This window comes from Deltaproteobacteria bacterium, assembly GCA_011375175.1.
Taxonomy (GTDB): domain Bacteria; phylum Desulfobacterota; class GWC2-55-46; order GWC2-55-46; family DRME01; genus DRME01.
In genome coordinates this window covers 1-20262 of sequence record DRME01000059.1, presented here as the reverse complement: position 1 = coordinate 20262, position 20262 = coordinate 1, and the positions used below count along the sequence as shown (strand labels likewise).

16 protein-coding genes and 1 tRNA gene are annotated in these 20262 nt (G+C 64.6%); 6 read left to right on the top strand and 11 right to left on the bottom strand.

Annotated elements, in window-relative coordinates:
* Positions 1-35: 35 nt before the first annotated feature.
* The 10 genes from grpE to ENJ37_04575 all read right to left on the bottom strand — a co-directional run bounded on the left by grpE (position 36) and on the right by ENJ37_04575 (position 12690).
* Positions 36-650 (bottom strand): nucleotide exchange factor GrpE, encoded by a 615-nt coding sequence (gene grpE, locus ENJ37_04620; GenBank protein ID HHL39766.1) that lies wholly within the window; start codon positions 648-650, stop codon positions 36-38.
* Positions 651-731: 81 nt separating this feature from the next.
* Complete coding sequence (gene hrcA, locus ENJ37_04615) at positions 732-1772, bottom strand: heat-inducible transcription repressor HrcA (GenBank protein ID HHL39765.1); 1041 nt, start codon at positions 1770-1772, stop codon at positions 732-734.
* A 161-nt stretch (positions 1773-1933) separates the two neighbouring features.
* The gene (gene hemW / locus ENJ37_04610) at positions 1934-3154 is read right to left on the bottom strand and encodes a radical SAM family heme chaperone HemW (GenBank protein HHL39764.1); all 1221 of its coding nucleotides are present in this window, start codon (positions 3152-3154) and stop codon (positions 1934-1936) included.
* Entirely contained in the window at positions 3103-3573 is a 471-nt protein-coding gene (locus ENJ37_04605; GenBank protein ID HHL39763.1) for a CBS domain-containing protein, read from the bottom strand. Before ENJ37_04605 ends, hemW begins: the two co-directional genes overlap by 52 nt.
* Before the next feature lie 61 nt (positions 3574-3634).
* A complete protein-coding gene (locus tag ENJ37_04600; GenBank protein HHL39762.1) occupies positions 3635-4912 on the bottom strand; it encodes a hypothetical protein in 1278 nt (425 codons plus the stop codon).
* A 268-nt stretch (positions 4913-5180) separates the two neighbouring features.
* Positions 5181-6344, bottom strand: a complete 1164-nt coding sequence (locus tag ENJ37_04595) for a 4Fe-4S binding protein (GenBank protein HHL39761.1) — start codon at positions 6342-6344, stop codon at positions 5181-5183.
* Positions 6065-6571: a 4Fe-4S dicluster domain-containing protein gene (locus ENJ37_04590; protein ID HHL39760.1), complete on the bottom strand. Its 507-nt coding sequence runs from the start codon at positions 6569-6571 to the stop codon at positions 6065-6067. The genes ENJ37_04595 and ENJ37_04590 overlap by 280 nt, the downstream gene beginning before the upstream one ends.
* A gap of 15 nt (positions 6572-6586) precedes the next feature.
* Positions 6587-8839, bottom strand: a complete 2253-nt coding sequence (locus ENJ37_04585; protein HHL39759.1) for a nitrate reductase catalytic subunit — start codon at positions 8837-8839, stop codon at positions 6587-6589.
* A 467-nt stretch (positions 8840-9306) separates the two neighbouring features.
* Complete coding sequence (locus ENJ37_04580) at positions 9307-10722, bottom strand: Si-specific NAD(P)(+) transhydrogenase (protein HHL39758.1); 1416 nt, start codon at positions 10720-10722, stop codon at positions 9307-9309.
* A gap of 276 nt (positions 10723-10998) precedes the next feature.
* Entirely contained in the window at positions 10999-12690 is a 1692-nt protein-coding gene (locus ENJ37_04575) for an acetolactate synthase large subunit (GenBank protein HHL39757.1), read from the bottom strand.
* A gap of 224 nt (positions 12691-12914) precedes the next feature.
* Between ENJ37_04575 and ENJ37_04570 the strand changes: the two genes are divergently transcribed.
* The 4 genes from ENJ37_04570 to ENJ37_04555 all read left to right on the top strand — a co-directional run bounded on the left by ENJ37_04570 (position 12915) and on the right by ENJ37_04555 (position 15245).
* Positions 12915-13718: an N-acetylmuramoyl-L-alanine amidase gene (locus tag ENJ37_04570; GenBank protein ID HHL39756.1), complete on the top strand. Its 804-nt coding sequence runs from the start codon at positions 12915-12917 to the stop codon at positions 13716-13718.
* The gene (locus ENJ37_04565; protein HHL39755.1) at positions 13715-14464 is read left to right on the top strand and encodes a ribonuclease PH; all 750 of its coding nucleotides are present in this window, start codon (positions 13715-13717) and stop codon (positions 14462-14464) included. Before ENJ37_04570 ends, ENJ37_04565 begins: the two co-directional genes overlap by 4 nt.
* Before the next feature lies 1 nt (position 14465).
* Entirely contained in the window at positions 14466-15083 is a 618-nt protein-coding gene (locus ENJ37_04560; protein HHL39754.1) for an XTP/dITP diphosphatase, read from the top strand.
* 88 nt (positions 15084-15171) lie between these two features.
* Positions 15172-15245: transfer RNA gene (locus tag ENJ37_04555), tRNA-Pro, on the top strand.
* A gap of 315 nt (positions 15246-15560) precedes the next feature.
* Here ENJ37_04555 and ENJ37_04550 read toward each other — a convergent pair.
* Positions 15561-17285, bottom strand: coding sequence for a carbon starvation protein A (locus ENJ37_04550; protein HHL39753.1), 1725 nt, complete (start codon positions 17283-17285; stop codon positions 15561-15563).
* A 154-nt stretch (positions 17286-17439) separates the two neighbouring features.
* Between ENJ37_04550 and ENJ37_04545 the strand changes: the two genes are divergently transcribed.
* Positions 17440-19632 (top strand): bifunctional (p)ppGpp synthetase/guanosine-3',5'-bis(diphosphate) 3'-pyrophosphohydrolase, encoded by a 2193-nt coding sequence (locus tag ENJ37_04545; GenBank protein HHL39752.1) that lies wholly within the window; start codon positions 17440-17442, stop codon positions 19630-19632.
* Entirely contained in the window at positions 19625-20014 is a 390-nt protein-coding gene (locus tag ENJ37_04540; protein HHL39751.1) for a RidA family protein, read from the top strand. The genes ENJ37_04545 and ENJ37_04540 overlap by 8 nt, the downstream gene beginning before the upstream one ends.
* Positions 20015-20262 lie beyond the last annotated feature (248 nt).

Below are 20262 nucleotides of genomic sequence, written 5' to 3'. Positions count from 1 at the left end.
GGCTCATTGGTGAAGAGGGGCCTGTCCGGTCCGCGTCAACTGTCTTCGTCGTCGCCGCGCGGCTCCTTGGCGACGGCGACGATGGCCGGGCGGACGAGTCTGTCGTTGAGCATGTAGCCCTTCTGGAACTCCTTTATGACGGTGCCGGCCTCGTTGTCGGCGCTCTCTTCGTGACTTATGGCCTCGTGGATCGTCGGGTCGAAACGCTCGCCCACGGCCTTCACGGCCTTGAGGCCGAACCTGTCGAGCACCTTTTCGAGTTCCTTGACGGTGAGGCGCAGTCCGTTCCTCAGGCTTTCGAGCCCTTTGGCCGGGTCGATCTCGCTCTCCGAGTGGGCGAGGGCCCTGTCGAGGTTGTCGATGACGGGCAGAAGCTCCTTTACGAGACGCTCGTTGGCGTAGAGCAGGTGCGAGGCCTTCTCCTTTTCGACCCGCTTCCTGTAGTTTTCGAGCTCGGCGCAGCTTCGCAGGTAGAGATTCTTCATCTCGTCGAGCTCCCGTCCCATGGCGTCGAGCTCTTCCTTGAGACGGCGCGCCTCGTCTTCGACCGCGCTCCCCTCTTCGCCGTCGCGCCCGCCGGCGGCCTCGTCCGGCTTCGAGCTGAGCTCGACCTTCTCTTCCACCGCTTCTCCTCTCTCTTTCGGCGTCATGAAAACACCACTCCGTAGTTTGCACGTCAATCCCGGCGGCTCCGAGCGCCGGGGAAAGGACCGACCGGTGACGGTCGGGATTCAGAAGACCTTGCCGAGGGTGCAGGCCGTGAAATCGACGAGCGGCACTATCTTGGAGTAGTCCATCCTCATGGGACCCACCACGCCGAGGGTACCTATGATGTCGCCGTCCCGCGTGTAGGGCGCGGTGACGAAGCCCAGGCCCTCGAACTCCTTGACCTCGCTCTCCGATCCCATGAAGATGTGGATGCCCGCCTCGTCCATGCTCTTGTCGATTATCTTCACCAGCAGGCTCTTCTCCTCGAAGGCGTCGTAGAGCTCGCGCATGCGCTCCACGTCGCGCCTGAACTCGGGCTGCTCGAAGACGTTGGTCTTGCCCTCGAAGATGATGGCGTCGGGGTCGCTCGCCCCACCGTCGTCGAAGACCGCGTCGCTCAGTCTGAGCGCGTTGCCGAGCAGGTCGTTGTACAGGCTCCTCTCGCTCCTCATCTCGTCGAGGAGCCTTTTGCGGAGCTCCCTGTAGTCGAGCCCCTCGGCTATGGAACTCAGGTAGTTGGAGACCTTTTCGAAGTCGAGGCGCCTGAGGGCGTCGTCCATCACTATCACGCGGCTCTGGAGCAGGCCCGACTGGGAGACGATGACGACCATCATCTGCTCGCTGTTGAGCTTGAGGCACTTTATATGCCTTATGACAAAGCGGCTTGCCCTGGGGACGAGGACGAATCCGGCGCACGACGTGAGCCCGGTGAGGACCTTGAGCGTCTCGCGCACCGTCTCGTCGGCCGGTCTGTTGTGGAGGAGCGCCTTTTTAATGCGCCTGGTGTCGTACTCGAAGGGTCCCCGCGGCTTCAGGAGGCTGTCCACGTAGAACCGGAAGCTCTTTTCCGTGGGCACCCTTCCGGCCGACTTGTGGGGCTGCTTGAGAAAGCCGGCCGCCTCGAGCTCGGCCATCTCGTTACGGATGGTCGCCGAGCTGAGCTCCCTGAAGTGACGGGCCACGAGCGTTCTGGAGCTGACGGGTTCGGCCGTGTCGATGAACTCCCTGACTACGGCGCCGAGTATCTTTCTTGCACGCTCTGAGAGCTCTCCGAAGTCCCACATGTCTTTTCCGGGTAGATGATGGTCGCCGCCCGCCCGTGGCGAGGACCCGGCGGGGCAGGCGCAGCGCGCACCGGGGACCTCCGCGCCGGACAGGGGTCTCCGGGACGGTCCCTGGCCGGACCGCCGATGGGGCTGAAAGCGCCTTCAACCGCACGTCAATGTTATAAGATATCAACGTCAAGCAGCCTTGTCAAGACCTCGTTGGCGAGGGGCGCGGCCCGGTCCGCGAGCGCGAGTCTCTCCCCCCGGCGGACGAGCCATCCCTGCCCCATGAGCTCCCTTGCGGCCCGGCCCTCTTCGAGCGCCACGCCGTAGCGGTCCCTGAAGCCCTCGAGGTCGAGGCCCGCCGATGTGCGGAGCGAGAGGAAGACGTCCTCCATGGCGGCCTGGCCCTTCGTGAGTTCCTCGCACTCGGCCGGCGGCCTTGCGCCGGCTTCGAGGGCCTCCAGGTAGCCGTCCAGGTCGGCGGCGTTGCGCCACCGCCGCCCCCAGCGGCCGGCGCCGCGCACGTAGGAGGCCGCCGAGGGGCCGAGGCCGATGTAGTCGCCTGCGCTCCAGTAGCGCAGGTTGTGGCGACAGGTCCGCCCCGCAAGGGCGTAGCTGGAGAGCTCGTAACGCTCGTAACCCGCCGCGCCGAGCACCTCGAAGGCGCTCTCGAACATGGCCGCCTGGGCGTCGTCGTCGGGCACGGCCGCAGCGAGGGGGGCCGAGGGGCCGTAGAGGTCGTGGAAAGGGACGTCCCCCTCGATGGTGAGGCCGTAGACCGAGACGTGGTCGGGACCGAGCCCGACGGCACGGTCGAGGGTATCGACCCACCGCTCGAGGGTCTGCCCGGGGATGCCGTAGATGAGGTCCACCGAGATGTTCTCGAAGCCCGCGAGCCTTGCGAGCCGGAAGGCGTCGAGGGCCGAGGCGGCGTCGTGGATCCTGCCGAGGGTGCGGAGCAACCCGTCGTCGAGGGACTGCACGCCCAAGCTTATCCTCGTAACGCCGGCGCGCCTGAGCAGGCGCAGGCCCTCCGGGTCCAGGGAACCGGGATTGGCCTCGAAGCTCACCTCCAGGTCGGGGGCCGCTACGAACGGGGCCTTGAGGCGCGAAAGGAGGGCGGACGCGGCAGCGGGGCCGAGGAGCGTGGGGGTGCCGCCGCCGAAGTAGACCGAGTCGAGACGGACGCCGCCGCCGGGGAAGAGCTCCCCGACGACGAGGTCGAGCTCGGCGGCCACGGCGTCGGCGTAACGGTCGAGGGGGCCGGGGGCGCCCGTCGAGTAGAAGTCGCAGTAGGGGCAGCGGGAGAGGCAGAAGGGGACGTGTACGTAGAGGCCGACTTCCCTCAGCTCTCGTTCTTCTCCCTGTACTCGCACAGCCTCTTGAAGACGTCCCAGGGGGAGATGATGCCCAGGAGCCTGTCGCCGTCGTCGACGACCATTATGCTCTCGACCCGCATCTCTTCGTTCACGAAGATGGCGGCCACTTCCATGGTCGACGTCTCGGGCGTTATCTTCACGAACTTGTCATCCATGTACTCGCCGACCCGCTTGGTGACAAGGCCGTTCATCTTCTCGATGAACTCGGGAAGCTCCGGGGCGAAGGCCACGTCCTTCAATATGCCCTCGGCTATGTAGCCCGGCAGTATGGCCTTGAGCATGGTGCGGGGCGTTATGACGCCCACGACCCTGTGCTCGCCGTCCACGATGGGGAGCTGGCGGATCTTCTCGTCCTTTATGAGCCTTACTGCCTCGACCAGAGGCGCGTCGGCGGTGAGGCACTTTACGTCCCTTGTCATTATGTTGGCGGCAATCATCGCTAACTCTCCTCTGTTTCGCTTGCCGGCGCGGCGGCCGCGGCCCCGCCCTCTCCCCCGCTCAAAGGTAGCGCAGGTACATGTAGACGGCCGATATGGCTATGGACATGAGCATGAGCGGGAAGGCGAGCTTCATGAAGCGGAAGAAACCTATGGGGTAGCCTCCCCTGTGGGCGAGCCCCGCCACTATGACGTTGGCCGAGGCCCCTATTATGGTGCCGTTGCCGCCCAGGCACGCCCCGATCGAGAGGGCCCACCACAGCGGCATTATCGCCTCGTCGCCGCCCAGCGACGGCGCCATCTTGTCGATGAGCGGTATCATGGTGGCGACAAAGGGTATGTTGTCTATGATGGCCGAGGCCACGGCCGAGACCCAGAGGATGAGGTGCGTGGCCGTCGACACCTCGCCGCCCGTGAGCGAGAGCATCTTCTTGGCGAGCATCGCGATGAAGCCCACCTCCACGAGGCCGTGGACCACTACGAAGAGCCCTATGAAGAAGAATATGGTCGTCCACTCGACATTCTCCATCGCCTTGTGGAGGTCCTCGCCGCTTACGAGTATGAGGAGGGCCGCGCCGAAGAGCGCTATGGTGGCCGACTCGAGATGAAGCGGCTTCTGCAGCAGGAACCCCGCTATGACGAGAGCCATGACGGCCAGGCACTTGCGCAGAAGCACCCTGTCGGTGAGCGTCTCCTCCTCCTTGAACTCCATTATCCTGCGGCGCATCTCGTCGGAGACCTTCAGCTCCTTTCCGTAGAGCAGTTTCATGGGCACGAGCGTGGCCGCCATGACGACCGGCATGACGGGCCCCACGTTGAGCACGAAGTCCATGAAGGAGAACCCCTTGGCGCTGCCTATCATGATGTTGGGCGGATCGCCTATGAGGGTCGCCGCGCCGCCGATGTTGGAGGCCAGTATCTGCGAGGCGAGAAAGGGATAGGGATTGAGGTCGAGCTCGTCGGTTATGAGCAGCGTAATGGGCACGATGAGCAGCACGGTCGTCACGTTGTCGAGCAGCGCCGAGAGCACGGCCGTTATGATCGACAGGACCACGAGCATGGACCAGGGCTCGCCCTTCACGGCCTTGGCGCTCTTTATGGCCAGATACTGGAACATGCCGGTCTTCTGGCTTATGGAGACTATGGTCATCATGCCGACAAGGAGTCCGATGGTGTTGAAGTCGATGCCGTGTATGGCCGCATCCTGGTGGATGACGCCGAGGATTATGAGGAGACCCGCGCCGAGCAGCGACACCACGGCCCTGTTCACCTTCTCGGCGATGAGGAAAGCGTACATGACGACGAATACGCCGACAGCGATAATGAATTTGGTTTCCATGACCCGTCCCGTAAACGTTGGTTTGAATGTACCAGTATAAATATTCCGACCAGCGAGGTCAAGTTTTTTAGGGAAGGCCCTGGTCTATTTCACCGGGGGAAACTTTCTGCAGAAGGGCCATAGGCCCACGTTTCCCCCGGACCCCCTTCAAAGACTTTCAATACGAGTTGGTTTCCCCCTGTTTTGCCAGGCAAAACAGGGGGAAACCAACTCGCATTAAAAGTTTTTGGAGGGAGTCTGAGGGAACCTTTTTACAAAAAAGGTTCCCTCAGGGTAAATAAGGGTTTCCTTGGGAAGACCGGGAGCGCCGCTCAAGGTTGAGGCGGCGGCGCGCACTGGAAACAAGGCGGGACGAGAAGTGAAGGGCCCCCTCGGGACAGGTGTCGATGCATACGGCGCAGTTCGTGCAACTGCGGCGCACGAGCCCGCGCATGGGGGACTCGCCCATGGGGCAGTCGGTCTCGCAGGCCCCGCACTCGACGCATCGGGCCGCATCACGCCTTACGCGAAGCGACGCGCCCATGGGAAAGAGGCTGTAGAGGGCGCCGAGCGGACAGATGTAGCGGCACCAGCCCCGCCGCGAGGCGACGACCTCGAAGCCCACGATGGCGGCGACGATGAAGATCTCGCCTCCCACGCGGCCGAAGAAGGTGCCCGTGAAGAGGGTCCTGCATATGATGCCCACGGGACAGACGTAGCATATGACGGGCACGCCCACAACGGCCGTGGAGACGAGACCGGCGGCGAGGATGGAGAGGTAGAGGTTTCTTGCGCGCCGGTAGCGACGCGGCGGGTCGGGTCCGGCGCCGTCGTTGCGGCCGAGGAGCGTCCTTACCCCGTCGCCCGCCTCGCCGGCCATGTGCTGGGGACAGACCCAGCCGCAAAAGACCCTGCCCAGCACGAGGGCGAGGGCCACGAAGAAGAGGCCCGGCAGGAGGAGCCGCCAGTAGAGCTCGCCTGAGGCGAGAAAGACCTGGAGCGCGCCGAGAGAGCAGGTCACCTCCACGGACCTTATGCCGATAGAGCAGAGCGTGCCCTGCACCACGTCGATCTTCACGACGTTGAGAAGCGGCACGCCTATGAGAAGCCCGACGACGAGCGCCTGGACGAGCCTCCGCCTCGGCCCGTAGCGCCGCCTCCCGGCCCGCCCGCTCACAGCCCCCTCCCCGACTCGATCGCTATGGAGCGCGGCTCGGTGGGACAGACGTAGAGGCAGACGCCGCAGCCCGTGCAGCCGTCGTCGATTATGAACGGGCGCAGCTCGTCGTCGAGGTCGACGGCGCGGCCCTTGAGCGGGCACTTCTTGTAGCAGAGGTTGCAGAGCGTGTCGTTGTAGGAGAGGCAGGTGCTCTCGATGATGCGCGCAAGGCCCATGGAGACCTCTTCCCTCTCCACCGGTCTGAGCGCGCCGGTGGGACAGACGGGAGGGCACTTCATGCAGAGGTAACAGGGCCTCCGGAGCGGATAGACGAGCGGCGTGCCGTAGAGCGGGCCCTCGCCGAAGGCGGCCGGCGCTATGGAACGGTAGGGGCAGACCTCCATGCACCGGCCGCACTTTATGCACGCCGCAAGGAGCCGCCGCTCGTCGAGAGCGCCGGGCGGGCGCAGCGCCGCCTGCTCCGCCGCGCCGCCGAAAAAGGCCCTCAGAAGACCGAGCACCGCCGCCTTCCGGGCCTATGCCTTTTCGATCCTCGCAGCCGCGGCCTTGAACTCCGGCTGCTTGGCGAACTCGTCGAAGGAGCGGTTCGTGAGCGCGTTGACCGCCCGCTCTCGGCCGGCCAGATAGCCGAAGTGGTAGGGGACGAAGATCGCCCCGCGGCGTATGCCGTCGGTGACGACGACCCGCGCCTTGACCGAGCCCCTGCGGGTGGAGACGACGGCGAGATCACCGTCGGCCACGCCGTAGCGCCCGGCGTCGTCGGGATGTATCTCGACGAAGGGCTCGGGCAGCGTCCTGTCGAGTTTCACGATCTTGCCCGTTCTCGTGCGCGAGTGGTACTGGGTGGCCACGAGCCCCGTTATGAGATGGAGCGGGTAGCCCTCGCCGGGCGTCTCGGCCGGCTCTTCGTGGTCGTGGAGGTTGAGGCGCAGCTTGCCCTTGGGAAAGCGCCTGTCGAGGAAGCGGCGCCGCGTGCCCTTGTGTCCGGCCGTGGGCACGGGCCACTGGATGCCCTTCTCCTCGGCTATCCTCGCGTACGTAAGGCCGCTTATGTCGCAGGGGCGGCCCCTGGTCAGAAGCTTGTACTCCTCGAAGATATCCTCGGTGCTCCTGTAGCGGAAGAGGTCCCCGAAACCCATGCGCCTTGCAACGTCCATGACTATGAGGAGATCGGGGCGGGCCTGGCCCGGCGGGTCCACGGCCTTCTCGATGAGATTCAGGCCCCGCTCCGAGTTGGTGAGCGTGCCGCCCTTCTCGGACCACTGGGCGCCGGGAAGGAGCATGTGGGCGTAGCGCGACGTCTCGGTCGGGTGGTAGCAGTCCTGGACGATGAGGAAGTCGGCCTTCGAGAGCGCCCGGCGCGCCCACTCCGTGTCGGGGAATGTGGCCGCCGGGTTCGAGTGGATGATCCACAGGACCTTTATCCTGCCCGACTCGAGGCCCTCCAGTATCATGGGTATGGGCTTTCCCTTGTTGGGGCTCATGCCGGCGGGGTCCACGCCCCAGACACGGGCCACCTCCTCTCTGGCCTTCCCGTCGGTCACGAGCCTGAAGCCCGGCAGCAGATGGGGCAGGGCCCCCACCTCGCGCAGCCCCATGGCGCTCGTCTGGCCCGTTATGGCAAGAGGGCCGGCCCCGGGCCGGCCGATGTTGCCCGTAATGAAGCAGAGGTTGAGCAGGGTCGTCACCTTGCGCGTGCCTATGCGGCTCTGGTTCAGGCCCTGGCCCCACATGAAGACGACCCTCTCGGCCCTGCCTATCTGCCGGGCCGCGTCCCTTATGGCCCCGGCCGAAAGGCCCGTCTCGGCCGCCACGCGCTCGGGCGCGAAGTCCTTCACGTGTTCGCTGAAGGCGTCGTAGTCGTCGGTGAGGCGTCGTGCCTGCGCCTCGTCGATGAGCTTCTCCTTTATGAGCACATGGGCCATGGCGTTGTGGAGGAGCACGTCCGTGCCGGGCCGTATCTGGAGGAAGGTGTCGGCGAAGCGGGCCGTGTCGGTGCGCCTGGGGTCGATGACGATGAGCCTTGCGCCGGAGTCCTTCTTCGCCCGCACCAGCCGCCTGAAGAAGATGGGCTTTGACGACGAGGGATTGTAGCCCGATAGCACGACGAGGTCGGCAAGCTCCACGTCCTCGTAGGCGCAGGGCGGCGAGTCGGCGCCGAAGGCCTTTACGAGCCCCACAACACCGCTCGCCCAGCAGAGCCTGGCGCTCGACTCGAGGTTGTTGGTGCCCAGGCACCCCTTGACGAACTTGTTGTATATGTAGTACTCCTCGATATACTCCGAGGCGCTCACGTACATGGCGAAGGAGTCGGGGCCGTGCTTTTCAACGGTCTCCTTTATCCTCTCCGCCACCTCGGCGGCCGCCTCGTCCCAGTCGAGGCGCTTGAAGCCGTCGCCTTCGCGCCTTGCCGGGTAGACGAGCCTGTCGTCGGTATGGAGCATGCCCACGAGGTTCTTGCCGAGGATGCAGAGCCTGCCCTCGTTCACCGGGTGGTCCTTCATGCCCGCGACGGCGACGACCCTGTTGTTCTTCACGCCCACGTCCACGCCGCACCCCACGCCGCAGTAGGGACAGACCGACATGTACCACTTCGACGCAGCGCCGCCCTCCGGGTACCCCACGTCGGCGAAGGCGCCGGTGATGGTGCCGCTCACCGGGTCGAAGCCTGCGAGGGTGAGCGCCGCGCAGGCCGAGGCCCCCCTTACGAAACTGCGACGCGTGATCCCTTCCCTCTCCTCTTCAACGCCGTATCTTTCTCTCTCCATGGCTCAATCCTCCCTCTATCCTTCGGGAAACTCCCGTTGACCGCCGTGAGCGGGGCCTCTCTGAAGAAGGCTCCCGTACCCGCGGCCCTGCCGGGCTCGCTTGCAGGGCGCGCCGGTTCGCTTGTCCCGGCGCTGCGCGGGAGGTCGGCCCGCGCCAGGCGGGGTTGTTACGCCTTTGCGGGCCGACCTCCCGCGCAGCGCCGCAGAGGCGCGCCCGGTGGAAGACCCTGATTAACTACCCTGGGGGAACCTTTTTGTAAAGGTTCCCCCAAGTAATTGAAGTGGGCGTCCTGCCCGCGCCGGCTCCTCGGGGGCTGTACCGGGGGTTCGGGCCGCAAAGGCGTAAAAAAATCCCGCCTGGCGCGGGCCGAACCCCCGGTACAGCCGAAGACCCGAATAACATACGATGGGGCAGGGGGGAGACGCGGGCCTGTGGCCCTTCTGCGGAAAGTCTCCCCCAGGGCGATTCATCCCTCGTCGTGGCAGGGCTTTCCTCCCAGGCGGTTGAGGCCGTTGAGCGCCGCCTGCTTGTAGGCGTCCGACAGGGTGGGGTAGTTGAAGACCACGTCCCTGAAGTACTCCACCGTGCCGCCGAAGCTCATGACGGCCTGACCTATGTGAATGAGCTCCGAGGCCCGCTCGCCGACTATGTGCACGCCGAGAAGGCGCAGTGTCTCGCGGTGAAAGAGGAGCTTCAACATGCCGTGCACGTCCCCTATTATCTGGCCCCTGGCCACCTCCTGGAAGAGGGCGGTTCCCGATTCGTAGGGCACGCCCTTTTCCGTGAGCGTCTGCTCGGTCTCGCCGACCATCGAGATCTCCGGGATGGTGTAGATGCCGTAGGGAAGAAGCGAGGGAAGGGCGCAGGCCTCGCCGTGGTCCTCGACGGCGTGACAGACCGCTATCCTCCCCTGCTCGCGCGAGGTGGAGGCGAGCGACGGAAACCCGATGACGTCCCCCACGGCGTAGATGTTGGGCACGGCCGTCCTGTAGGCCGAATCGACCTTGAGAAGCCCCCTGTCGTCGGCCTCAAGCCCCACGGCCTCGAGATTGAGCCTGTCGGTGTTGCCCACCCGTCCCATCGTGTAGAGCAGCTTCTCGGTCACGACGATCTTGCCGCTTGCAAGGCGCGTCACGACCCGCCCTTTCCCCTCGACCGTTATGCCGGTGACCTGCTCGCCGCCCCTGACGGTTATGCCCATGTGGCGCATCCAGTACAGGAGGCTGGTGACGAGCTCGGCGTCCACGAAGCCGAGCAGCCGCTCGCGCTTGTCTATGAGCGTGACCTTCACGCCCAGCGAGGCGAATATGCAGGCGTACTCGCACCCTATGACGCCGCCGCCCACGACGGCTATGCTCGCCGGGAGCCTGTCGAGCTCCAGTATGGTGTCGCTGTCGTAGATATGGGTGCTGTCGAAGGGGACCTCGGGAGGACGGGCCGGCCGGGTTCCGGTGGCGATGACGATGATCTCGCCGCGCAGCCGCTCGCTCTCGCCGCCGCCGCGTCTCACGGCGAGCGTATGGGCGTCGACGAAGGAGGCCTCGCCGTAGACGACCTCGATGTTATTCCTGCCGAAGTGGTCGATTATGACCTCCATCTGCCGCCTTATGACCTCGCTCTTCTTGTACATGAGCTCGCCGAGGGTCACGTCGCGGCCCGGCAGGAAGTAGTGGCCGAAGACGGCGCGCTGCTTGAGCCCCGAGATGAAGATGGCCGCCTCGCGCAGCGTCTTGCTCGGCAGCGTGCCCGTGTGTATGCCGGCCCCCCCTATGAAAGGGCTGCGTTCGATGACGGCCACCTTCTTGCCGAACTTGGCGGCCTGAACCGCCGCCTTCTCTCCACCGGGACCGGACCCTATGACCAGTATGTCGTAGCTTCGCATGGCGTCACCCGCCTGGGGGAAACTTTCTGTAGAAAGTTTCCCCCAGACCCCCTTCAAAGACTTTCAATTCCCTGCGGATCACCCCGATTTTGCAAGCAAAATCGGAGTGATCCGCAGGGCGTCAAAAGTTTTTGGAGGGAGTCTGAGGGAACCGTGGGTCTATGACCCTTTTACAAAAAGGTTCCCTCAGTGCAATGAATCAGGGTTTCCCAAGTATCAGGGTCTCCTTGAGATTTCTATGGCGCTGTTTTCCCTCATCCCCTCACCGCCGGACCTTCACACAAGGCACGTCTTGGCCCGCAGTTCCTCGGTCAGCACCCTGTGGTTTTCCGAGTAGTCGACGGGGCATTCCACGAGGTGGACTCCCCCGGAGCCCATGCATTCCCGCAGTATGCCGGCGAGGTCTTCGGTCCTCTCCACGCGGTGTCCCCTGGCGCCGTAGCTCTCGGCGTAGCGCACGAAGTCGGGGTTTGTGTAGTCGAGGCCGAAGTTTTCAAGGCCCATGGCCTGCTGCTTCCACTTGACCATGCCGTAGCCGTTGTCGTTAACAACGAGCACCGTGAGGTCCAGGCCCAGGCGCACGGCCGTCTCCATCTCCTGCGAGTTCATCATGAAGCCGCCGTCTCCGCAGAGGGCCACGACCGCGCGCTCGGGATGGACGAGCTTGGCGGCGATGGCCGAGGGAAGCCCGGCTCCCATGGTGGCGAGGGCGTTGTCGAGCAGCACGGTGTTGCGCTCGTATGCCGGGTAGTTGCGGGCCATCCATATCTTGTAGACGCCGTTGTCGAGCGTCACGATGCCGTCGCGGGGCACGACCGAGCGCAGGTCGGCCACGAGGCGCTGGGGCTTTACGGGAAAGGAGCCGTCGTCGGCCCGCTCGCCGATCTGTAGGCGCATGTGATCGATTATCTTCCTGAAGTAGGCGAAGTCCCAGCGGGGCGAGACCCTGAGGCGTCTTCGCAGCGCGTAGATGGAGTGGGATATGTCGCCCACGAGCTCGATGGTGGGGCAGTACACGTCGTCAACCACGGCGGAGTAGAAGTTTATGTGTATGACCTTGCGGGCTCCGTGGCCCATGATGGCCGGCGGCTTTTCGGTCACGTCGTGGCCTATGGATATGATGAGGTCGGCGCGGTCGATTGCGCAGTGGAGGTAGTCGCCCTCGGTGAGCGCGGCGGTGCCGAGCCAGAGGGGGCTGTCCTCGCTTATGACGCCCTTTCCCATCTGGGTGGTGAAGAAGGGGATGCCCGTACCTTCGATGAGTTCGGAGAGCTGGCGTCGCACGAGCTTTCTGTTGGCCGCGGCGGCGATGAGAATGAGGGGGCGGCGCGAGCGTTCCACAAGGCGCGCCGCGTCGTCCACGGCCTTGGGGTCCGGGGCCGGACGGCGAACGACGGTGCGGGCAAGGACCCTCTCCCCGGCGGTGGTCTCGGAGGCCACGTCCTCGGGCAGCTCGAGGTGGACGGCGCCGGGACGCTCCTCCTCGGCGAGCTTGAAGGCCCGGCGCACGAGCGAGGGCACCATGGCGGCGCTCGTCACAAGGTGGCTCGCCTTGGTGAGAGGCGACATCATGCCTATGACGTTGACTATCTGGAAGAGCCCCTGCTTGCTCTTCTTTATGGGCTTCTGGCCCGTGATGACCACCAGCGGCATGCCGCCGAGCTGGGCGTAGGCCACACCGGTGACGAGATTGGCGGCGCCCGGCCCGAGGGTAGAGAGGACGACGCCGGCCCGTCCCGTGAGCCTTCCGCAGGTGGCCGCCATGAAGGCCGCCGCCTGCTCGTGGCGGGTGACGACGAACCTTATCTTCCCCGACTTGCGCAGCGATTCGAGAAAGTCGAGGTTCTCCTCGCCGGCGATGCCGAAGACGAAGCGCACCCCCTCTTCCTCGAGGGAACGGACGAAGAGATCGCTCGCCTTCCAGCTCCGCGCCGCCGCGGCCTCTCTGACGGTATCGGTGGTATGCACTGTAGACTAATCTTAGCAGAACCTGACAGCCGCTTCAAGGGCCTGCGGAGCCGGCCCCCTCCACTCCCGGTCCACAGGGGAACCCTGACCAATCACACTTGCTGCAAAAAGGGCCGCAGAGCGGCGTTTCTCCGCCCCCTTCAAGGAGTTTGGATGCCTTGAAGTCTTCCCTCACGTCTGCGGGGCTGTTGACAAGCGGGTTGCTTGCGATTAGAATAACCGTGATGAACGGTCGGCGAAGAGGCTTTTATCTGGCCGTCGCGGCCGCGGCGTTGCTGCTCTCCGGCGTGGGCGGCGTGTCGGCGGCGCCGGGCGGGGCGCTCAAGGTCATAGTCATCGACCCCGGCCACGGCGGCAGGGATTCGGGCGCCATAGGTCCCGGCGGGCTCAAGGAAAAGGACGTCACCCTCGAGGTGGCCCTCGAGACGGCGCGAAGGCTGCGCTCCGCCACCCGGGCCACCGTCCTTCTCACCAGGACGACCGACGAGTACGTGACGCTCGAGGACCGCACGGCCTTTGCCAACAGCCGCGGCGCCGACATATTCATAAGCATACACGCCAACGCGGCGCGCCGCGCGGGCGCAAGGGGTGTGGAGACCTTCTTCCTGAGCTTCGAGGCCTCCGACGAGGATGCCCGCGAGGTGGCGGCCTTTGAAAACGACGTCATACGGCTCGACACGGAGTACAACGACGCCGTGGAGAGCGACCTCATGGCCATACTCTGGGACCTGACCCAGACGGAGACGCACCACGCAAGCTCGATGCTCGCCGAGTCGGTCCACAGAGCCCTGACCGCATACACGGGTGGCGAGAACCGCGGCGTGAAGCAGGCGCCCTTCATCGTCCTCTTCAACGCCACCATGCCGGCCGTCCTCGTCGAGATGGGCTTCATAACCAACCCTTCGGAAGAGAAGCGGCTCTCGGAGAGCGGCTTCCAGAAGAAGATCGCCGAGGCCATCGTCAAAGGCGTCCTCGACTTCGAGGGCGTCTACAGAAAAAGGATGGGCTCGGCGAGACTGGAGCGATGAAGAGAATCGACTCGAGGGCCGCCGACGAGCTGCGGCCCGTAAGGATTACCAGGGACTTCCTCAAGTCGGCCGACGGCTCGGTGCTCATGGAGATGGGCGACACCAAGGTCATCTGCACCGTCACCGTCGAGGAGACGGTGCCGGCCTTCCTCGCAGGCGGCGACCAGGGATGGATAACGGCCGAGTACTCCATGCTCCCGCGCTCGTCGGCGCGCCGCATACCCCGCGAGTCCGTGCGGGGCCGCGTAAGCGGCCGGACCCACGAGATACAGAGGCTCATAGGCAGGAGCCTGCGGGCCGTGGTGGACCTCGCCCGCCTCGGCCCCCGCACGCTCATCGTCGACTGCGACGTGCTCCAGGCCGACGGCGGCACCCGCACGGCCTCCATAACGGGCGCCTACGTGGCCCTGGCCGAGACCGTGGGCTCGCTCATGGAGACCGGCGTCATCGCCGCCGGCCCTTCGCCCATCCTCGACTCCGTGGCCGCCGTCAGCGTGGGCATAGTGAGGGGCGAATACCTCCTCGACCTCAACTACGAGGAGGACTCGGCGGCCGACGTGGACATGAACGTCGTCATGACCGCCAGCGGAAGGTTCATCGAGGTCCAGGGCACCGCCGAGACCGAACCCTTCACCAGGGACGAGATGGACTCGCTCCTCGATCTCGCGGCCAAGGGTGTGGCCGAGCTCTCCGAACTCCAGAGGGCCGCGCTCGCCGCGGCTCCGGCCTCGTCCGCCGGGGGCTGAGGTGAAGCTCGTCATCGCCACCAGGAACCCCGGCAAGGCGCGGGAGATAAAGGCCATCCTTTCGGACGCCGACCTCACGGTGCTCACCCTCGACGACTTCCCGGGCCTCGAACTCCCCCCCGAAGACGGCGCCACCTTCGAGGAGAACGCCCTCATAAAGGCCCGCCACGTGGCCGAACGCACCGGCCTCGCGGCCCTCGCCGACGACTCGGGCATCGAGGTCGACGCCCTCGGCGGCCGTCCCGGCGTCTACTCGGCCCGCTACGCAGGCCCCGGCGCCACCGACGAGGAGAATAACCGCAAGCTCGTGGAAGAGCTGCGCGGCGTCGACGAGGCCCGCCGCACGGCGCGCTACCGCTGCGTAGTCGCCCTCGTAACGCCGGAAGGCCTGGAAAAGACCTTCTCCGGCGCCTTCGAGGGCCGCATCGTCCTCGAGCCCCGGGGCAGCGGCGGCTTCGGCTACGACCCCTACTTCTTCGTGCCCTCCAGAAGAATGACCGCCGCCCAGCTTCCGCCGGACGAGAAGAACCGCCTGAGCCACCGCGCCGAGGCCCTTCGCAAGCTCAAGGCATGGCTCGGCCACGGCGCCGCCGGGCTTGAAAAAAAATCCCCTCCGTGATATTCGTCTACCTTGCGGACGGCCCCGCACGCCCATATCCCACCGGAAGACTCCACGCCTTGGGCCGTCGCGGACCGTGACAATCAATCGGGGCGTGGCGCAGCCTGGCAGCGCGCCTGCTTTGGGAGCAGGAAGTCGGAGGTTCAAATCCTCTCGCCCCGACTTACTTTCTTTTTTGGAAAAAAAGAAAGTAAGCAAAGAAAAAACAATAGCCCGCGAACCCTCGGAAAGTTGCCATGCCCCAGCGGCTGAATACCCCCGCCGCCTGACGCCGTCCCCCTCCTTAAATTATGAGAATCGGATGTAGAAAAGGAAGAAAAAGAGGGCCGATTCTGTATCGTTGACAGGTCAGACCCTTTGTGGTGTGAGCCGTCATGTTGTCATTGATCTGCTGTGCCGGGTGGGTGGTGCCTGAAGGGCCTAACTTTTACAGTTAACGACAAAGAAGCAACCCCCTCCTCCTGCCCCCAACTACATTCATAGACCCGCAAAGTCATCGGTTTTTTCTTTGCTTACTTTCTTTTTTTCCAAAAAAGAAAGTAAGACGGGCTCGGAGCGGAAGGTCCTGAGCGCGGCCGCCGCCTCGGCGACGAGCCAGACCTCGAGGAGGAATATGCCGACGCCGAGGGTGACGAGGAGCCAGCGGCCGTTGGAGACGAAGTCCCTGAGGTTTACGGCCATGGCCCAGGCGGTGACGCACATCATGAAGACCATGGGCACGATGGTGTAGATGGCGGGCCTTCTCTCGCGCACGAGATACATGGTGACGGTGAGCAGGGAGAGGACGGCGAGGAGCTGGTTCACGGAGCCGAAGAGGGGCCAGAGTATGAGGCCGCCCTTTCCGCCGTTTATCATGCTGAGCATGAAGGCGCTCACGACGGCGATCATCGTCGCGCTGTGGCGGCCCGAGAGGGCATCGAAGCCGTAGTCCTCGGCTATCTCGCTCACCACGTAGCGCTGGATGCGGGTAGCCGAGTCGAGGGTCGTGGCGGCGAAGCTTATGACGAGCACGGCGACAAGCGCCGTGGCGAATTCGCGGCCAATGCCGACGCCGGCGAGAAAGCGCGCCCCGCCCTCGACGAAGGCGCCGACCTTTGCGCCCAGCCCCTGGGCGGCGGACCAGCTCGCATAGTGGGCGGACCAGGCCTCGGTGGAGGCGAAGCCGGCGGTGCAGGCCAGTATGGCCATGACGGCGAGCAGCCCCTCGCCGAGCATGGAGCCGTAGCCTATGAACTGGATGTCGGCCTCGCTGTCGAGCTGCTTTACGGTGGTGCCCGAGCAGACGAGGCTGTGGAAGCCCGATATGGCGCCGCAGGCGACGGTGATGAAGAGGAAGGGGAAGAGAAGCGGCGCGCCCGTGGGAGCGGGATTCACGGCCGGGGCGACCATGTCGGGCCTGACGACGAAGACGCCGAGGTAGAGGAGGGCGAGGCCGATGAAGAGCTGGTGCGAGTTTATGTAGTCGCGCGGCTGGAGAAGCACCCAGACGGGAAGCGTCGAGGCCACGTATGCGTAGACGAGGAGCACGACGACCCATGTGAGGATATCGCTTCCCATGATGAGGGGCGGCATGGTTACGGGCAAGTAGAGTCCGGCCGCGACGGATGCGTAGAGTATCGCCACGGCCACCAGCGACGGCGCGAGCGCCCCGCCCCTGCGGCCTTTTATGCGGCGCCCCAGCGCCACGGCCACCGGTATGGATACGAGCACCGGCAGGACCGTCGATGGATAGGACTTGAAGAGCACGGCTATGACGAGACAGAAGACGGCGATGACGATGAGCAGGGCGAAGAATATGAGCAAGAGGAAGAGGCCCCTCGCCCTCGGGCCTATGAGGGTCCTGGAGACCTCTCCAATGGAGCGGCCCCTGTGGCGGGCCGAGACGAGGAGCGCGCCGAGGTCGTGGACGGCCCCCATGAAGATGGAGCCCGCTATGACCCAGACAAGGGCCGGAAGCCACCCCCAGATGACGGCTATGGCGGGCCCCACGATAGGCGCCGCCCCGGCTATGGAGGTGAAGTGATGGCCGAAGAGGATGTGCCTTCCCGTGGGCACGAAGTCCACGCCGTCGCGGTAGAGGTGTGCCGGAGGACGCCTGTCCGGGTCGACGCCGAAGATGCGGCGGGAGAGAAAGGCGCCGTAGAAACGGTAGGCGAGAAGATATGCGAGAAAGGCCGTCAGCGCTATGAGAGCCGAGTTCATCCGTCCATCATCCTGGGAGGATACTTTTCACGACGAGGTAGCCTCGGATATTATTCTTAACACAGGGAGGGCGGTCTTCGCAAGAGGGCCGTTGCGGCGCGCAAACCTGCAGCGCCTATTGAAAAAAGGCGCTGTTTGGGTTAAATTAGCAGTAATGGTGAGGCTTGAGGACATACTGGAGCGGATCGCCTCCTACAACCCGGGGGCCGACCTGGACACGATTAAAAAGGCGTACGTCTTCGCCGGCATGGTCCACAAGGGGCAGATCCGCCAGACCGGCGAGCCCTACCTGAGCCATCCCCTGGAGGTGGCCTACATCCTCGCCGGGCTCAAGATGGACTCGACCACCGTGGCCACGGGACTTCTCCACGACACGGTGGAGGACACCCACACGACGCTGGAGAACATCGAGCGCGTCTTCGGCGCGGAGGTGGCGAGGCTGGTGGACGGGCTCACAAAGCTAAGCGGCATGACCTTCGAGAAGAAGCGGGACCGGGAGGTCGAGAGCTTCCGCAAGATGCTGCTGGCCATGGCCAACGACATAAGGGTCATCGTCATAAAGCTCGCCGACCGGCTCCACAACATGCGCACGCTCGCGCCGCTGAGGCCGGAGAAACGCCGGAAGATAGCCCAGGAGACGCTCGACATCTACGCGCCGCTGGCCAACCGTCTCGGCATCGGGTGGATGAAGACCGAGCTCGAGGATCTCTGTTTCCGCTATCTCGAACCGGACAAGTACGAATGGCTCAAGGAGAAGGTGGCAAGGGGCGTGACCGAGCGGGAAAGCTACATCAGGAAGGTCCGCGAGATCATAGCCGCCAAGCTGGCCGACAACGGCATCGAGGCCGAGGTCACGGGACGCCCCAAGCACCTCTACAGCATCTACAAGAAGATGCAGGACCAGGAGCTCGAGTTCGAGAACATCCACGACCTCATCGCCTTCCGGGTGGTTGTCAAGGAGGTGCGCGACTGCTACACCGTGCTCGGCGTGGTGCACTCCAACTGGCGGCCCGTGCCCGGCAGGTTCAAGGACTACATAGCCCTGCCCAAGCCCAACGGCTACCAGTCTCTCCACACCACCGTCTTCGGTCCCTACGGCGAGCGCATGGAGGTCCAGATAAGGACCGAACAGATGCACAACGTCGCCGAATACGGCGTGGCCGCCCACTGGAAGTACAAGGAGGGGAAGGTGGTAAGGCAGGGCCGCGACGAGCGCAACTTCGCCTGGCTGCGTCAGCTTCTCGAGTGGCAGCGCGACCTCACCGACTCGGACGAGTTCATGGAGACCGTGAAGGTCGATCTCTTTCCCGAGGAGGTCTTCGTCTTCACGCCGGGCGGCGACATAAAGGAGCTGCCCGTGGGGGCGACGGCCGTGGACTTCGCCTACGCCATCCACACCGACGTGGGGCACCGATGCACGGGCGCAAAGGTCAACGGCAGGATGGTGCCGCTCCGCCACCCCCTGAAAAACGGCGACGTGGTGGAGATAATCACCTCGCCCAACCACAAGCCCAGCCCCGACTGGCTCAACTTCGTGGCGAGTTCGAGGGCCCGCACCAAGATACGCCAGTGGCTCAAGAGCGAGGAGCGCGAAAAGAGCCTCGCCCTCGGCAAGGAGATATGCGACAAGGAGCTGCGCCGTCACAACATCGAGCTCGGCAGGCTGCTCAAGTCGGGAGAGCTCGACAAGATAGCGACCGAGTCCTTCGGCCTCAAGGACGCCAAGGCGCTGATGGCCAACATCGGCTACGGCAAGATATCGGTGGGCCAGCTCCTCGGCAGGATACTGCCGCCGGAGAAGATGGAGCACCGCCACGGCGCCGTCTCGCGCTTCCGGCAGGTGATTCAGAGGCTGCGCCGCGGTCCCAGGCCCCAGGGCGGGGGAGTGCTCATCCAGGGGATCGAGAACGTGCTCGTGCGCTTCGCCAAGTGCTGCAACCCCCTGCCCGGAGACAGTATCGTCGGCTACATCAGCCACGGCCAGGGCGTGACGATCCATGCCGCCAACTGTCCCAACACCCTCGATATCGACAGCGAGCGCCGCATAGAGGTGGAGTGGGACAGGAGGGTCAGGACGACGAGGCCCGTCCGCATCGAGGTCATATGCTCCAACGACAAGGGCCTTCTCGCCGACATGAGCAACGCCATCAAGAACGCCGACGCCAACATAACGAGCGCCAACATATCGACCAAGGAGGACAACAGGTCGGTCTGCAACTTCGAGGTCGAGGTGTGCGACAAGCATCACCTCAACTCCATCATAAGGGCCCTGCAGAAGATAAGAAAGGTGAAGAAGGTGGAGAGGATAAGGGGCGGAGCAAGGGAAGCGGAGGCGAGCGGTGCGTAAGAGGGCCGTGAGCACGAAGAAGGCGCCCGAGGCCATCGGGCCGTACTCCCAGGCCGTGCGGGCCGGGGGCTTTCTCTTCCTGTCGGGACAGATACCGCTGGACCCGGCCACAGGCGAGGTCGTCGGCGCGACGGTGGCCCAGCAGACACGCCGCGTGCTCGACAACATAACCGCCGTGCTCGAGGCGGCGGGCCTCGGTCTCGACGCCGTGGTGAAGACGACGGTCTACCTCAAGGACCTGGGGACCTTCGCCGAGATGAACGAGGTCTACGGCCGCTACTTCAGTGAGCCCTACCCGGCGAGGGCGACCGTCGAGGCCGCGGCGCTGCCCAAGGACGTGGCGGTCGAGATCGAAGCCGTGGCCGTGACTGACTCCGGTTGAGGGCCGAAGGGGACCGCCGGCCGAGGACCGGCGGTCCCGCAAGCGGTATCGGACGGGGGCTTTTGCCCGAAAGGGCTTCTTTTGGGCTTAGGGAAGCTCTGATTAATTACCTGGGGGAAACTTTCTGTAGAAAGTTTCCCCCAGACCCCCTTCAAAGACTTTTAATTCCCTGCGGATCACCCCGATTTTGCAAGCAAAATCGGGGTGATCCGCAGGGCGTTAAAAGTTTTTGGAGGGAGTCTGAGGGA

Bases quoted from the DNA above. Each gene is read 5' to 3' on its own strand.
- ENJ37_04570 (HHL39756.1), top strand. From the start codon at position 12,915: ATGAACGGTCGGCGAAGAGGCTTTTATCTGGCCGTCGCGGCCGCGGCG.
- ENJ37_04550 (HHL39753.1), bottom strand. From the start codon at position 17,285: ATGAACTCGGCTCTCATAGCGCTGACGGCCTTTCTCGCATATCTTCTC.
- ENJ37_04600 (HHL39762.1), bottom strand. From the start codon at position 4,912: ATGGAAACCAAATTCATTATCGCTGTCGGCGTATTCGTCGTCATGTAC.
- ENJ37_04580 (HHL39758.1), bottom strand. From the start codon at position 10,722: ATGCGAAGCTACGACATACTGGTCATAGGGTCCGGTCCCGGTGGAGAG.
- hrcA (HHL39765.1), bottom strand. From the start codon at position 1,772: ATGTGGGACTTCGGAGAGCTCTCAGAGCGTGCAAGAAAGATACTCGGC.
- ENJ37_04585 (HHL39759.1), bottom strand. From the start codon at position 8,839: ATGGAGAGAGAAAGATACGGCGTTGAAGAGGAGAGGGAAGGGATCACG.
- ENJ37_04545 (HHL39752.1), top strand. From the start codon at position 17,440: ATGGTGAGGCTTGAGGACATACTGGAGCGGATCGCCTCCTACAACCCG.
- grpE (HHL39766.1), bottom strand. From the start codon at position 650: ATGACGCCGAAAGAGAGAGGAGAAGCGGTGGAAGAGAAGGTCGAGCTC.
- ENJ37_04565 (HHL39755.1), top strand. From the start codon at position 13,715: ATGAAGAGAATCGACTCGAGGGCCGCCGACGAGCTGCGGCCCGTAAGG.
- ENJ37_04605 (HHL39763.1), bottom strand. From the start codon at position 3,573: ATGATTGCCGCCAACATAATGACAAGGGACGTAAAGTGCCTCACCGCC.